Source organism: Bradyrhizobium sp. LLZ17 (assembly GCF_041200145.1).
GTDB lineage: Bacteria > Pseudomonadota > Alphaproteobacteria > Rhizobiales > Xanthobacteraceae > Bradyrhizobium.
In genome coordinates, this window is sequence record NZ_CP165734.1 from 3442000 (window position 1) to 3455716 (window position 13717).

Genomic DNA, 13717 nt, shown 5'->3' on the forward strand with positions numbered 1-13717 from the left:
TCAAAGAGATCGTGAAACTCACCTATCCCATGCGCCGCGAGAAGGTGGGAGCAGAACGACGCTTACCAATTACCGGCGAGAAGTTGTCCAGTAACCATCCGGACGAGGCAATGCGCCTCAGTTCGGCGTCTGCAAGGACGCTCCAGGAGCCGCAGCATGCGAGGCGTCTCCGAATTCCGCTCAATACGCCTTTCGCAACATCGGCGTAAGTGGGGGTGAGCAACCGTGCTGTATCTCTCCAATAATCTTGAACCCGTGGCGTTGGTAAAAGGGAATGTTTTCAGGATCCGAACTTTCGAGGTAGGCAGCGATGCCCTGCTCATCGCAGCGTTGAAGAGCGTACTTCATCAGCAATGTGCCAAGCCCTTGTCCGGCCCAGTTCGGATCGACAGCGATGACGGGCAAATACCAATGTGGCTCGGAGGGATGATGTTCGGCCATTCCCTGGCGTAGGTGTACCATATGTTCGCTGATTTCCGGGCGCAGGGACAGCGCCATGATTGCGTCCAGCGCATCCTCATCCTGCTGCACGCCGGGAGGCAGCCACAGGGCCGCGGCGCGACTGTCTGCCGCGACGTATGCTGTGCCATGCTCGAATGCTCGTCCGCCACAGGCGTTGATGAACTGAGTCATGCTGCCAAGATATTGCCCAGGGTCCGGCCAACTCCAACGCATCAAAGGATCGGCGGCAAAGCCGAGGACAATTGTCCAGACGATTCTTGCCCGAATACTTGCGTTCGCCGAGGTGACGCCCGGCTCGCTTGTCATGTTGCACCGCTTTTTCGATCGCAGAGTTGAAGGTTGGAGCACACGACCGATACCTTGGACGTGAGCGGAATGGTTGTGCCCCCGAAGATTCATCGGATCCCTTTAGTTTCCGCCTCCCGCTCTCATCCTGTCTCAGAAGACCGCCTTCGACCGCCGCTTCGGACGGAGATTCCTCGCTGGAGGCCCTGACTCTTGGACCTGGACCTGGATCTGGATCTGGATCTGGCGAGGACTTGTGCTTTTCGCCATGAGAGCGTCATCTGGATCCTGCCCTTTCCGAAGGAAGGGTTCGTTTTATCGGCGTCGACAACTCTGCCAGCTTTCCGAAAGCAGCGAAAAGACGATTTGAGTTACAAGGTGATCTTGTTTCGCCAAATGTTGCGAGTTGCATTCGCTCGAGAGTCTAAGCACTGCAGCATAATTTGTAACCTGCCAACCCAGGTAGGTGCTTGGCATTCTCTGCCCTAAGGATTGCCAACGACTTCCGCTTCGGCCTTGCCGCAGCGATCCGCACCGGTGACGTCGCCCGCACGCATCGAGTTGCCGCCTCCGTTTCAACGATCATCACCGGCTCGACCCCGCCTCGCCCTGGGGCGGGCTCGGCTATTCCGCCACCGGCCGCGAATGCGGCACCGAGAGCTTCGACGACCACTTCAACACCAAGAGCGTGATGATCGCCACGCACGAGCAGCCGTTCGACTGGTATCGCGACACGGCCAACCAGAAGCGGCTGAACTAACATGACGACAAGCGGCAGACGTTCGAAGAAGGCGGGCCGCATAAAGCATAAAGGGAGAGTGTCAATGTCGACATCCGTGAACGCAGGCACTCGTCTTGTCGACTGCCGGTCGGGCCGTTCCATCGCGGCATCATGCTGCTGATCGGCATCGGAATGTTTTTCGAGGGTTTTGACATCTACATTGCCGGTACCGTGCTGAGCGTGATGCTGAAGACGGGCTTTTCGATCCTCGCTGAGAATGTGGTGTTCATCTCCGCGGCCTTCGTCGGCATGATGCTGGATCGTTCGGTACCGGATTTCTCGGCGACCGCTATGGACGACGCTTCGCGCGCATGTCTTGCCCAGCGGCCAGGCCGCAGAGCTCGATCTGCGTCAAGTCCAACTCAGGCAATGCGCAGTGTTCGAAAGCGATATACTCCCAGGCGGCGGCGACCGTGGCCGGCGCCGTTCGGCGATCCAGCACGACGTCCAGTTAGTCGTCCTTGCACCGGCTCAGGGCGGTGTCGCTCTGCTCGCTGCATCGGGTGACGGCGTTGCGTCGGATCGGACCGACGGCAGCGGGCGCACGCCGCCGCCTTCCGCGCGTTCAGCCGGGCGCACACTGGGCTGCGCCCGCGGCGTCCCTGCGGTAGCGGCTGGTCGAGGTCTGGTAGTACTGCGCGCGGATGGCCGCCATGGCCTCGATCAACGCTCCCCACGGCGCGGGAAAGCGTTCTTCCGCCATCAGGCGGTTCAGCATGCGCGTATGGCCGGCCAGCTCGTCCTTGAGGAACTCCACCACAGGCATAGCCGGATAGCGCTGCAGCAGCAGGATCGCCGCGTTGTCGGCCTCGCCGGCCGAGCTGTCCTTGTCGCGTCCATGCAGATCGTTCTGCAGACGCCCTATCCCGGAGATGAGCCGCAGGACCTGGCGAAACGCCGGACGCGCCCGCAAGGTCGCCATGTCCAGCCCCCACAGCAAAGACAGGCAACAGAACACATTCGCGTAGGCGATCGAATCGATGCCGTTGTGCAGGTACTCGGCGTAAGACCAGCGTTCCGCCCCTGCCGCCCGCGCGTGTCCGGCGCGCAGCGCCGCGCAGTAACGCCGGGTATCGTCGAGAAGCTGAGCATAGTCGCGACGATCGTAGGCGAGTGCGGCCAGCGAGGCGCGCAGCACAGCGCAGCCCTCGAATCCGGGGAGCGCGCACGGCACGCCCTGCCCCAGCGCCTGCTCCACAGCGGCGAGCTGCTCCGGCGCGATCAGGCCGACGTCGTTGCAATCGTCGAGCCAGAACAGCAGCGCCAGTTCGCGGTAGAACGCCACGATCAGCGTTTCGTCCTGCGGATCGCGGCCGGTGCGGGCGCTGGCGTCGCGCAGGCTCGGGTGGATGCGCTGCAGGATGTACTGGCCGCCCCTGACCGCTTCCTCGGCATGCTCATCGGCGAACCCGGTCAGGGAATGCCCCCACTCCACCACCTGCTGCAGCGCGCGTTCGGTCTGGATCATGGCACCGCTCCTGCTGCCTCGGCCAGGGCGCGTTGGCCCCAATGCAGCGCCAGCCACAACCCGGCGAGTTCAGCCACGCGCACGACCCGCGTGGGGCAATACAGTTCCTTGCCGATCCACAGCGGCGTCTGCGGCAATGGATGCGCCGCATGGCGGGCGAGCATCCACTCGAGCGCACGCGCCACCGCCAGCGCGATGCGCCGGCGCCCTGTCGCCTCTTCGCTCCCGTCCATCACGTGCAACGCGAACAGCGCATAGGCGGTTTCCTCGAATGTGGACGCGCGACCGGCGCCCCAGCCGCCGTCGTTGCGCTGCGCCCGCAGCAGCGCCGCCAGCGCGCGCTCGTCGCGCCACTGGGGCTTGCCTTGCGCCAGCGCTGCTACCGCGTGCGCGGTGGGATACAGCCACGAAACGTGCCATTTTTCGTTGTCCCATAGACCCTGCGGGTTGCGATTGGCCTCGACGTAGGCGGTGGTGCCGGCAGTGGGCTTTCCCAACAGTCGCAACGCATGCAGGGCATGGATGTTGGTCGACACCGAGGCATTGCGCTCGCCGGGGAAGGTGACGAACAGCTCGCCGCATTCGAAATGGCGCAACGCATCGACCGCCCGCTCGCGGCCTGCAAGGCGCAGGACGCACAACGCAATCGCGGTGTCGTCCGCATCGGCCGCGAAGTGCAAGGACGGGCCCAGACCGCGCACGCCCAAGCGGGCGTCGAGCTGCAAGACGATCACGTGCACCGCCTCGGCGAGCGCGGGATGTGTGAACAGCCCGGCCAAATGCAGGGTGTACAGCGACCAGCATGGCTCGAACACATTGATCGGCCAGACGTTGGGAATGACACCTTCGATGCCGCTGCGCGTCGCGCGCGATGCTGCCTGCAGATACGCGTCGGCGCGCCCGACCTGCGGCGTGCTCTCCTGTGTCACGGCCTGCGCACGCCAGGCGGTGGTGGCCGCCGGACTGATACCGATGCTGCCGTCGTGATCCGGGCATGCGGTGCTCGGCGACGTCCCCCAGGCTTCCCAGGAGTGCAGCAACGGATGGCCGCTCGGCAACGTCGCCATTGCCCTAAGCTTGACCAGGCACGCTTGCCGCAACGGCAACAGCGCCAGGTGGCGCGGAAACGCCACGCCGTCCAGCAAGGATGCGGCCTCGGCGCAAAGCTGCGGCAGGATCAGCTCCGCGCCGATCGGCGCGTCTTCCGGCACCGCATGCGCGTAGGGATCGGGCAGGCGTTCGAGGAACCGGGTTGCAGCCTGGACCGCGTCGGCAGCGCTGGGAAGAGGATCGGCACTCTGCAATGCCAGCAACGCCGCCCACGTGGGCGCATGGCGGAACAGCGGGAAGTCCGCACTTCCCCATCCGCCATCGGCCTGTTGCTGCGCGATGAGCCACGCATATGCGTCCTGCCGACCGGTGACGTTGCCGTGGAATTGCAGAGCTCGCGCCGTGTCGTAGACGGACGGACCGACGCTGCCGCCGTCGCTCATCTCGCTCAGCAAGTGGCGCAATTCGGAAAGGATCTGTTCCGACCGCGCGTTCACGCGCCCTGCTCCTTCTCCAGTCCGTTGACGAGAACCAGGATCGGGCAGACGCCGCGCGCGTCGCCGCAGGCCCGTCGCGGCCCCGCGCATGGGCAGCGCCGGACGGCCGCCCTGCTCCGGCGCGGCGAGGCGCCCCGATCCTGGCGCCGGTCCGCCGCATAGGCTTGCGCGTAGCCCGCCGCGGGCGCTGCGGCCGTGCTGGGCAATCGCTGCGATCGGCGCCGCGGACTCGGACACAGTGCAGCATGCACGGCTGCCGCCGGTCGATGGCAGCGGCACAGGAGCGACTCCATGCGGACGGGCGCGCTCATGCGCATGGCGTGTGCTTGAGCAGATACGCGTTGGCCCGCTGCAGCATCTGCGCCAACCGTTCCGCACGCGGCCCAAGCGGGGCGATGGCCTCCCCGGCGTCGCGCAACAGATCCAGCGCGAACTGGCGCGCAGCCTGCAGCCCCATGATCGACGCGCAGGTCGGCTTCTGCGCCGCCGCGTCCTTGCCGGGGGTCTTGCCCAGCGTCGCCGTATCTGCTGTCGCATCGAGAATGTCGTCGACCACCTGCAATGCCAGGCCGAAACAGGCGCTATAGCAATCGAGCGCAGAGTACAGCGCAGCGTGTGCAGCATTGTCCGCGATGGCGCATAGCGCGCCCATGCGAACGGACGCGCGCACCAGCGCTCCGCTCTTCATCCGGTGCATCGCCAGGATGCTGTCCAGCTCGACGTGCTTTCCGACCAGAGACAGATCCACTGCCTGCCCGCCTGCGGCACCCTCGGCGGACACTGCCTGCGCCAGTTCGCGCACGAGCGCGATACGGTTGTCGCCCGGCCCATCCAGGCTCGCCAAGGTCAGGAAGGCGTGCGCCTGCAGCGCATCGCCGACAAGGATTGCAGTGGCTTCGCCGAACTTGACATGCACGGTCGGAAGGCCGCGGCGAAGCACGTCGTCGTCCATCGCGGGCAGGTCGTCGTGGACCAGGGTACAGGCGTGCATCATCTCGATGGCGGCGCCGACGTCGTCGAGCATATGCGCCGGCGTGTCGGCTAATGCGCCGGCAGCCATGCAGAGCAAGGCGCGGGTGCGCTTCCCGCCATTCAAGGTGGCGTAGTGCATCGCCGACATCAGCTCGGTCCCACCGTCGTTTTCGGCGCAGAGAAGACGCGCCAGCGCCTGTTCGACCCGTTTTGCGCCGTCCTGCATCCAGATCTCCGGAAGCAGCCTGCCGGATGCGCCGCGCCCCTGAGCGCCCAATCCGCCGAGCGCGGAAACACCAGTTCGTCCGTCGTGTTGCGTGTAACCGGTCTGCATGTCGTTTATGTCCTTGTACCTGACAGGAGACGGCCACGGCGAGTGGCGAGCCGCCGCGGTATTGCCGGCGTGGCTGCCTCGCCACACCGGCGCAAGCGATGCCAGCTCACGAGAATCCGATGCGGATTTTCATGGACGGATGTGCGGTCGGGTAATAGCGCCGGCCTTTTTCCACGTCGCTCAGCAACCGCGGCCGCACCCCGGCCTTGTGCATGGTCAGCGCCAACGCGATGCAGAACTGCACTAGTTCCAGCCATACCAGGTGGTAGCCGATGCAGACGTGTGGGCCGGTACCGAACTGCAGGATGTCCACCGGCCGGATCGGCTCCGTGCGTTGCAGCCACCGCGCCAGGCGGAACTGATCAGGCGCCTCGTGCAGCAGCGCCGAGGTCGAGAAATGCAGCAGCGGGATGCACAGATGGGTGCCCGCGGGAATGCGCCGCTGGCCGAGTTGCAATTCATGCAGCGCGCGACGTGGCAGGAGCGAGGTCGTCGGATGCACGCGCAGCGTTTCGCGGAACAGGGCCTCGGCGACGGGACACTGCGCCAGGTCCGCGTGCCGGGTCGGCACCGCGCCGACGCGTTGCGCCTCCTCGACCAGGGTGTCCCACAGCATAGGCTGGCGCGCCAGCTCGACCACCATCCAGGCCATCGTCGAGGCGGTGGTGTCGTGACCGGCAAGCAGCAGCAAGCGGATATTGGCGATCAGGACGTCATCGGAGAGCGCATCGTCGCTTCGATCGAAGGCGCTCACCATGTGCTTGATCAACCCGGTGCGCGCGGCATGCGCACGCGCGTCGCGGACGAACTGGCGCAACTGCGCGTCGATCCAGTCGCGGGCGGCGCGGCCGCGCCGCAAGGGCAGTCCGGGCAGATCGACAGGGGGCGCGACGATCAACTGCAGCAGTTGCCGGTACTTGCGATGCCATCCCGGCAAGTCCTGCGCGGGGATTCCCATCAGGCTGAAGATGAGCTTGAGCATCAAGTCGCCGGTTTCGCGCAGGATGGTTACCTCCCCGCGGTCGCGCCACGCCTGCACCCGCGCTCCGATGACGGGCGCGAACAGGTCGCCGATACCGGCCTGGGTCAGCCCCTTGGGCAGGAACGCCGCCTTGATCGCATCGCGCGCCTGCCGATGCGCGCCGCCGTCCTGGGCGACCAACGTTCCGGCAAACAATTCGGGCGCGATCTCCTCGATCAGCGCCGAGGACACGTCCTTGTGCCGGAGCAGAGCGAACGCATTCGGATCCACGCAGGTCATCAGGTGTCCGGCAGGGCCGAAGTCCAGCCAAAAGTGGCTGCCCAGCGTCCGTTCCGCGCGCCGCAGCAAGCTCGGCAGGTCACAGATGATGGCGGGAAGATGCCCCACCAAGGGGAAAGCGCCGGGCACGACCGGTATGTCGAACCGCAGCCGGTGGCGACGGTTTAGCGGGTTGAGCAGCATGTTCATCCGCAGCGCGGCGCCGCGGCCGCTTCGGCGGTGTCGCCGGCACGACGCGCGACGCGGCTGTTGCCACCGTCGGCGTACGTCGGCACATGCGCCAGCATGCCGCCGTCGATGCACACGACCTGGCCGGTGATGAACGCCGCATCGTCGGAGAGCAGAAACGCCACCAGCGCGGCCACGTCCTCGGGGCGGCCGATGCGCGGCAGGAGCTGGTGCCGGCGCAGATGCCGTTGCTTGCACTCGTCCAGCTTGGCAAGGAGACGCTCGGTCATGATGAGACCCGGCGCAACCGCGTTGCAGCGGATCTGCGCTTGACCGTACTGGGTGGCGAGCGAGGCCGAGAGCATGTTCATCGCCGCCTTAGACGCGGCGTAGGACGTCTGCGCGGTATCACCGCTGAGCCCCTGGCATGACGACATGTTGACGATAGCGCCACCGCCGCGGGCGATCATCGGTGGGATGGCCTGCCGGCAGCAGAGCAGCGTGCCGCGCAGATTGGTCGCCATGGTCTGATCCCAGACCGCCAGATCCAGGTCGCGGATCGCGCCGTCGCGCGGGGTCAGATGCATGGCGCTCGCGTTGTTCACCAGCAGCTCGACGCCACCGAAGTGCCGCTCCGCCGTCTCGAACAGCACTGCCACCGCCTGCGCATCGGCGATGTCCATGGCTAGGGCCAGCGCGTGGCCCGCTTCGGCCGCGATCTGCGCGGTGCAGGCGATGGCCGCCGAGCCATCAATGTCGGCCACCACCACTCTGCCGCCCTCGCGCGCGATGGCAAGCGCGCATGCCTTGCCAATGCCGGCGCCGGCGCCGGTCACTACGGCCACCTTGCCTTCAAACCGTCCCATCGTGTCCTCGTGGATTGCGCTGGTCTTTCGCGGCATGCCGCTCGGCCTCGGCCGGAGAAGGCGCAGGGTCGGCGCTGGCGCGCTCGTCATCAGTAGCGTCGCCTTCGATGACCCGAATGGCGGCGACCGGGCACTGGCTGGCCGCGAGCCGCACGGCGGCGTGCAGCGCCTGCGGGACCGTCGCCGCGCACACTACGGCCACGCCGTCCGGTTCGCGCTGGCGAAAGGTGCCCGGCAGCGTCAGCACGCATTGCGCGGTGGTTCCGCACAAATCCTGGTCGACCACGACGCGCATCTCAGCCCCCATTTGCATGCAGCCGCACCCGCAACGCGCGGAATGTCCTAAGGAATGCGGAGGGCTCCCGGGTCGGCTGCTCGGCCAATGCCAGCGTGGGAAAGCGCGCCTGGATCCGCGGCAGGCACTCGGCCAACTGCACCCGGGCGAGTTGCGCACCGAGGCAGAAGTGGATGCCGTGGCCGAAGCTCAGCATGATCTTCCCGTCGGTCGACATGCCAGGACTGGTGCCGTAGAACCGCGCGGGATCGAAGCGATCGGGATCGGCGAAGGCGTCCGGGTCGCGATTGCCGGCCGCGATCAGCACGCGCACGTCCGCGTCCTTCGGGATCACCACGCCGCCCAGCTCGATGTCGCGCCGGGCGATACGCGGAATGGAGCTGAACATGGCGGGCGCGTCGCAGCGCAGGACTTCTTCGACGAATGCCTTCACCCCTACGGCGTCTCCCTGCAACCAGTGCCGCTGTTCGGGATACGCCAGCATCGCCAGGACCGCATGGTCGATGGTCGCAGCAGTGGTGGCGAAACCGCCCAGCAGCATGCCCCATAGCATGCTGATCAACTCCGCATCCGACAAGGTGTCGGCATCGTCGTCGTGTGCGCCGACCAGCATCGAGACGATGTCGTGGCAGGGATCGGTGCGCTTGCGCTGTATGAGGTCGACGAAGTAGGCCTGCACCCTGCCGCTGGCCGCATCCGCCGCGGCGAGCTGGGGATCGCTGGCGTGCGGGCTCAGGCCTTCCAGAATGGCGCCGATGCCGGCGGCGAGCCCGAACATGTCGTCCGGGGGCATGCCGAACAGTTCGGCGAAGACCAGCATGGGCAAGGCCAGCGCGAATTCCCGATGCAGGTCCACCGCCTCCCCGCGCTCCAGCGCGGGCGTCATGCCGTCCAGGCGCGCTGCGACGATGCGCGCGATGCTCGGCCGCAGGTCGTCGATCTGGCGCATGGTGAAATCGCGCGAGATCAGCCGGCGCAGACGCGTATGCGTCGGTGGGTCCTTCATCGCCAGCGTGGACGCCAGCAGATTGAGCGACAGGCTGGTCGCCGCACGCGGAAAATAGCGCGCAAGTTCGCCTGGCGCCGGTCCCCGCAATGCATCGCCCGTGGCCTTGAGCGCCCAACAGATGTCGGCGTGGCGGCTCAACAGAAAGAGGCCCGAGGCCGCGCGATGCACCGGATCGTGCTCGCGCAACCACCGCATGAACGGATACGGGTCGTGGATACACGCTGGCGACGCCAGTTCTGCGAAGGCGTTCCGGCATGCTGCCGTGGTTTGTTGCACGTCCATCTTGGTCACCTGTTGGCTGGCTGATCTGACCGGTGCACGCCAGGCGCCAACAAATTGCGGAGAAGATCGCGATTCCGAGCGGCGTCCGCGCCTCACCAGAGCACCGGAAACTCCTCGAACCCGCCAGTGATGATCTCCTTGCGCAACTTCAGTTCTTCAGGCGCCACGGCCAAGCGCAGCGCGGGAAAGCGCTGGAAGATCGAACCGAACACCACCTTGAGTTCCAGCCTGGCCAACGCCAAGCCGATGCAGTAGTGCGGCCCATAGGAGAACGCCAGGTGCGGCTTTGCGTCGCGTCCGATGTCGAAGATTTCCGGGTCTTTGAAATGGCGGCGATCGAACGACGTCGCCGACAGGCCGACCAGCACCTTGCTCTCCGCGGGAATATGCACGCCCGCGATGATCACGTCGGTCCTCGGATAACGCATGATGCCGTCCCAGCCCGCGCCCGGCGGGTACATGCGCAGAATTTCTTCCACCGCCTTGTCGACCAAGGATGGATCGCCGACCAGGCGTTCGCGCTGTTGCGGATGGCGGAACATGGCCAGCAGGCCGAATTCGATTTGCGCGAGGGTGCTCTCGTGCCCCGCCACCAGCATGCCCGCCGCCAGGCCGATCGCCTCTTCCTCGTTCGCCCTGCCCTGGTCGACCGCCGCGAGCAGATCCGTCAGCAGGTTGTCGCCCGGATCCTTGCGCTTGTCCCGCATCTTGCCGCGAATGTAGGCGCGCAGTTCTTCCCAGGCCAGGCGCGACGCGCTGCGCGGGCCGCTTTCATGCTGGTGTGTCATCACCTCGTCGGACAGCCCGGCGAAAAAGGCGTGATCCTCATAGAGAACGCCCATCAGCGCGGTGATGACCATGGCCGGAAGCGGAAAGGAGAGGTGGCGCCGCAGGTCGGCGGGCTGGGGCTGGGCCGCCAGCTTCTCGAACAACTGCGCGGCGATCGCCTCGACCTGCTGGGCGAGCAGCTTCACCCTGCGCTCGCTGAAGGCCGGCGCCACGATCGTGCGTAACCGGGCATGCTCGCTCCCCTCGTGCGAGACCAGCCACCCCGGCGAACCGAGCATCACCGAATCCGGAGTGAATGCCGCCGGTGGCATTCCCGCGGGCCGGAACGCCGCGTCAGACAACACCGCCTTGGCCTCGTCGTAGCCTGTCACCCACCAGCCTTCGTGCCCGGATGGGAAGCGCACGCGGTGGATTGGACCGTTCGCGCTTAGCGCCAACATCTCGGGCGAGGGCTCGATGTGATCGACGCGCCACATCGGCAGCGTCGCCAAGGCTTGTTCGGACATGTTGGCAGTTCACTCTCTCAGCGATGGAGGGCGGAAGGTGACAGGCAGGCGCTGCGAGCAGCGGCTTCACGTGCGCTTGCGTTCCCTTCTGTTCGTCGACGATGATCGGCGGAAGGCGGCCGGACCCTAGGGCCTCAAGTTGGCTTTAACCACCTACCGAATCTTGTAGTAGCCCCACTAAGCTAAACGCCTGGTGGTGCAAGAAAATATGCGGAGAACTTTGTCGCCACGCGCTGCCATACGGAAACCTATGTATCCGCCTATGTTGGTTGGCTACATGCGCGTGTCGTCGGACTCAGAGCGACAGAGCACGGACTTGCAGCGCGAGTTGCTGCTCGCCGCCGGCGTTGATCCGCGTCACCTGTTCGAGGGTCACGCCTCGGGTGCGAAGGATGACCGCACCGGCTTAGCGCGGGCCCTCGAATTCGTCCGGCCCGGCGACGTGCCGGTCGTGTGGAAACTCGACCGGCTCGGCCGCTCGCTGTCGCACCTGCTCGCCAACGTGACTTCGCTCAAGGACAATCGGGTGGCGTTCCGCTCGCTGACTGAGAACCTGGACACCACGATGCCCCCGGGCGAATTCCTGGTGTGCCAGGCTGATCGCCAACGCAGTCTTCTTCTACAACTCGGGCATCCTGTCGCGGCTACTGACGAACTACGAGGCGAACGTTCACGAACGCGCTGGCGCCCATCACCCAGATGTTGCCGCCAGCTTGGCGGCACGTCCTGCGAACGGGTTACAGCTTCCAGAGCGACGGCAAGATGATCGACCTAGACACGCTTGTGGCAGCTGGAGTTGGGATGACCGAAATTTCGGCGGTTCAGGCTTAGAATTCTTCAATGCCTGCCGGAATTGGCCTATTGTTTGCGTCGAAATGCGGCAGGACAGATAGGCCAGAACTGCAATGGTAAGGCGCCGAAACATTGTCGCGATTCCCTCGCTGGGATCTCTCGACAAGACCGCTCGGAGAGTCGGACACCAACTCACAGAGGCACTCCGTGAGGCAATATCGAAGGGAGTCTTGAAACCGGGCGAACCGCTGCCGTCCACCCGAGCCCTTGCTGCATCGCTCAAACTTGCGAGAGGTACGGTCATCGAGGCATTTGGTCAGCTACATGCGGAAGGCTATCTCCAGGCGCGCGCCAGAGGCCGGACCATCGTAGCGAACGTCAATGGCGAGAGCGAACTCGTGAGCCCCGCGCAGGCATTCATCGAGCCGCCGCGGATCGGCCCTGTGTTGGCGGAGAACGTCGCCCGTCTTGCAGAGGTCGCGCAAACTCTTCGACCCCAAGGGACGACGCCATTTGCAATCGCTCATCCGGCAGGCGCGGTCGCCCCGGATGACAAGTGGCGCCGCCTTGGTAATCGCGTCCGAGCGCTACGCCTGGCTGCTCCGTCAGGGTACATCGACCCGAAAGGATTGCCAGATTTGCGGATCGCGATTGCCGAGTACGTCCGTAAGGCCCGTGGAGTGAAATGCGAGCCCGGTCAGGTCGTGATCACGGCAGGTACGCAGCAGGGTCTTTTTCTCGCTGCAACCGTTCTTCTTGCGGACGGAGACGCGGTATGGGCAGAAGACCCAGCCTATCCCGGTATTGTCGCGGTCCTCGGAAACTTCAACGTCCAGACCTGTCGGATTCCTGTCGACGAACAGGGCATCGACGTCCACGAAGGTCTCGTCCGACGTCCGAAGGCCCGGGTCGCCTTCGTTACACCATCGCATCAATACCCGCTCGGCATGCCGATGAGCATGGCCAGGCGCACGGCTCTGTTGTCGTGGGCCCGTCAAAACAATGCATGGATTGTCGAGGACGACTACGACAGCGAGCTTCGCTACGCGGGACATCCATTTCCATCCCTGCAGGGACTCGATCCTACACGCGTCGTCTATCTCGGGACGATGAGCAAGGTGCTATTTTCCTCGATGCGGATCGGATACGCCATCGTTCCCGTTCCCCTGGTGAATGCGTTCGCGGGCGCCCGTGCTCTTATCGACCGCCATTCTCCGACGGCCGATCAATATGTGCTCGCACAATATATGCGCGAGGGCTATTTCGAAGCTCACATACGGCGCATCCGGGGCGCTTATGCAGAACGGCGCGCAGCCCTGATCTCCGCCATCGAGACAGAGCTGCCATCCTGGGCAGCGCTCCAACCAAGCGACCAAGGTATGCACCTGGTGCTCTGGCTTCCTGCCGGCCTCGACGATGTCAAGCTTGCCGACCAAGCACAGAAGGCCGAGCTGGTCGTGCGACCGATCTCGCCCATGTATCAAGATGCGCCTGCTCGCGTCGGTCTCATGCTCGGGTTTGGCGGCTTTTCCGTCGCGGAATTGCAGGCCGCCGCAGTTCGCCTGAAAGGTGTACTTGAGGCATCGGTCCGCGCGAACAGGAAGGCCAAACTGTCCAAGGGCCCACGGATGAAAATTGCCAAATAATATCGGATGGCCGCGCTCAGGTCCCTTTCACGGCAATCGGCGCTCGCCGCGAACTAGAACATTGGATCGCGTGCTCCGCAGCGCGCCGGGAAGAACGCGCACTGATCTCCAGCTTTTGAGTCCAATAGCACAGCTTTCGACATCATCCGTGCTTTCACAGGGCCGCCGATGGGTTTGGCCCCGCCATACCCTGCCCCGACGATTGCAAGTGGGTCGTTGTGCCACGATCTTTCCGAGCATGTCGCTCGGGCGCG

At 65.2% G+C, this 13717-nt stretch carries 10 protein-coding genes and 5 pseudogenes; 5 read left to right on the forward strand and 10 right to left on the reverse strand.

The window, feature by feature from the left end; genetic code table 11:
• Positions 1-180: 180 nt before the first annotated feature.
• The gene (locus AB8Z38_RS16905; RefSeq protein WP_369726184.1) at positions 181-768 is read right to left on the reverse strand and encodes a GNAT family N-acetyltransferase; all 588 of its coding nucleotides are present in this window, start codon (positions 766-768) and stop codon (positions 181-183) included.
• A gap of 461 nt (positions 769-1229) precedes the next feature.
• On the opposite strand from AB8Z38_RS16905, the pseudogene AB8Z38_RS16910 reads away from it, so the two are divergent.
• Positions 1230-1507: pseudogene (locus AB8Z38_RS16910) on the forward strand (aldehyde dehydrogenase family protein); the annotation flags it as partial.
• A gap of 64 nt (positions 1508-1571) precedes the next feature.
• Positions 1572-1833, forward strand: a pseudogene (locus tag AB8Z38_RS16915) (MFS transporter); the annotation flags it as partial.
• On the opposite strand, the pseudogene AB8Z38_RS16920 reads toward AB8Z38_RS16915, so the two are convergent.
• From AB8Z38_RS16920 to AB8Z38_RS16960, 9 genes and pseudogenes are all read right to left on the reverse strand, one after another.
• A pseudogene (locus AB8Z38_RS16920) lies at positions 1833-2074 on the reverse strand (type 2 isopentenyl-diphosphate Delta-isomerase); the annotation flags it as partial. The pseudogenes AB8Z38_RS16915 and AB8Z38_RS16920 overlap by 1 nt on opposite strands.
• A gap of 19 nt (positions 2075-2093) precedes the next feature.
• Complete coding sequence (locus tag AB8Z38_RS16925; RefSeq protein WP_369726185.1) at positions 2094-2996, reverse strand: hypothetical protein; 903 nt, start codon at positions 2994-2996, stop codon at positions 2094-2096.
• A complete protein-coding gene (locus tag AB8Z38_RS16930) occupies positions 2993-4543 on the reverse strand; it encodes a hypothetical protein (RefSeq protein ID WP_369726186.1) in 1551 nt (516 codons plus the stop codon). The genes AB8Z38_RS16925 and AB8Z38_RS16930 overlap by 4 nt, the downstream gene beginning before the upstream one ends.
• Before the next feature lie 307 nt (positions 4544-4850).
• Entirely contained in the window at positions 4851-5849 is a 999-nt protein-coding gene (locus AB8Z38_RS16935) for a polyprenyl synthetase family protein (protein WP_369726187.1), read from the reverse strand.
• 106 nt (positions 5850-5955) lie between these two features.
• On the reverse strand, positions 5956-7299 hold the full coding sequence (locus tag AB8Z38_RS16940; protein ID WP_369726188.1) for a cytochrome P450: 1344 nt from the start codon (positions 7297-7299) through the stop codon (positions 5956-5958).
• The gene (locus tag AB8Z38_RS16945) at positions 7296-8144 is read right to left on the reverse strand and encodes an SDR family oxidoreductase (RefSeq protein ID WP_369726512.1); all 849 of its coding nucleotides are present in this window, start codon (positions 8142-8144) and stop codon (positions 7296-7298) included. The genes AB8Z38_RS16940 and AB8Z38_RS16945 overlap by 4 nt, the downstream gene beginning before the upstream one ends.
• Complete coding sequence (locus AB8Z38_RS16950) at positions 8131-8439, reverse strand: ferredoxin (protein ID WP_369726189.1); 309 nt, start codon at positions 8437-8439, stop codon at positions 8131-8133. The genes AB8Z38_RS16945 and AB8Z38_RS16950 overlap by 14 nt, the downstream gene beginning before the upstream one ends.
• 1 nt (position 8440) lies before the next feature.
• Positions 8441-9730, reverse strand: coding sequence for a cytochrome P450 (locus AB8Z38_RS16955; RefSeq protein ID WP_369726190.1), 1290 nt, complete (start codon positions 9728-9730; stop codon positions 8441-8443).
• A 92-nt stretch (positions 9731-9822) separates the two neighbouring features.
• Positions 9823-11025, reverse strand: coding sequence for a cytochrome P450 (locus AB8Z38_RS16960; protein WP_369726191.1), 1203 nt, complete (start codon positions 11023-11025; stop codon positions 9823-9825).
• A 262-nt stretch (positions 11026-11287) separates the two neighbouring features.
• Here AB8Z38_RS16960 and AB8Z38_RS16965 point away from each other — a divergent pair.
• From AB8Z38_RS16965 to AB8Z38_RS16975, 3 genes and pseudogenes are all read left to right on the forward strand, one after another.
• A pseudogene (locus AB8Z38_RS16965) lies at positions 11288-11611 on the forward strand (recombinase family protein); the annotation flags it as partial.
• A 1-nt stretch (position 11612) separates the two neighbouring features.
• Positions 11613-11830 (forward strand): annotated as a pseudogene (locus AB8Z38_RS16970) (hypothetical protein); the annotation flags it as partial.
• 100 nt (positions 11831-11930) lie between these two features.
• The gene (locus AB8Z38_RS16975) at positions 11931-13463 is read left to right on the forward strand and encodes a PLP-dependent aminotransferase family protein (RefSeq protein WP_369726192.1); all 1533 of its coding nucleotides are present in this window, start codon (positions 11931-11933) and stop codon (positions 13461-13463) included.
• Positions 13464-13717 lie beyond the last annotated feature (254 nt).

Bases quoted from the DNA above. Each gene is read 5' to 3' on its own strand.
- AB8Z38_RS16905 (WP_369726184.1), bottom strand. From the start codon at position 768: ATGACAAGCGAGCCGGGCGTCACCTCGGCGAACGCAAGTATTCGGGCA.
- AB8Z38_RS16925 (WP_369726185.1), bottom strand. From the start codon at position 2,996: ATGATCCAGACCGAACGCGCGCTGCAGCAGGTGGTGGAGTGGGGGCAT.
- AB8Z38_RS16935 (WP_369726187.1), bottom strand. From the start codon at position 5,849: ATGCAGACCGGTTACACGCAACACGACGGACGAACTGGTGTTTCCGCG.
- AB8Z38_RS16940 (WP_369726188.1), bottom strand. From the start codon at position 7,299: ATGAACATGCTGCTCAACCCGCTAAACCGTCGCCACCGGCTGCGGTTC.
- AB8Z38_RS16945 (WP_369726512.1), bottom strand. From the start codon at position 8,144: ATGGGACGGTTTGAAGGCAAGGTGGCCGTAGTGACCGGCGCCGGCGCC.
- AB8Z38_RS16950 (WP_369726189.1), bottom strand. From the start codon at position 8,439: ATGCGCGTCGTGGTCGACCAGGATTTGTGCGGAACCACCGCGCAATGC.
- AB8Z38_RS16955 (WP_369726190.1), bottom strand. From the start codon at position 9,730: ATGGACGTGCAACAAACCACGGCAGCATGCCGGAACGCCTTCGCAGAA.
- AB8Z38_RS16960 (WP_369726191.1), bottom strand. From the start codon at position 11,025: ATGTCCGAACAAGCCTTGGCGACGCTGCCGATGTGGCGCGTCGATCAC.
- AB8Z38_RS16975 (WP_369726192.1), top strand. From the start codon at position 11,931: ATGGTAAGGCGCCGAAACATTGTCGCGATTCCCTCGCTGGGATCTCTC.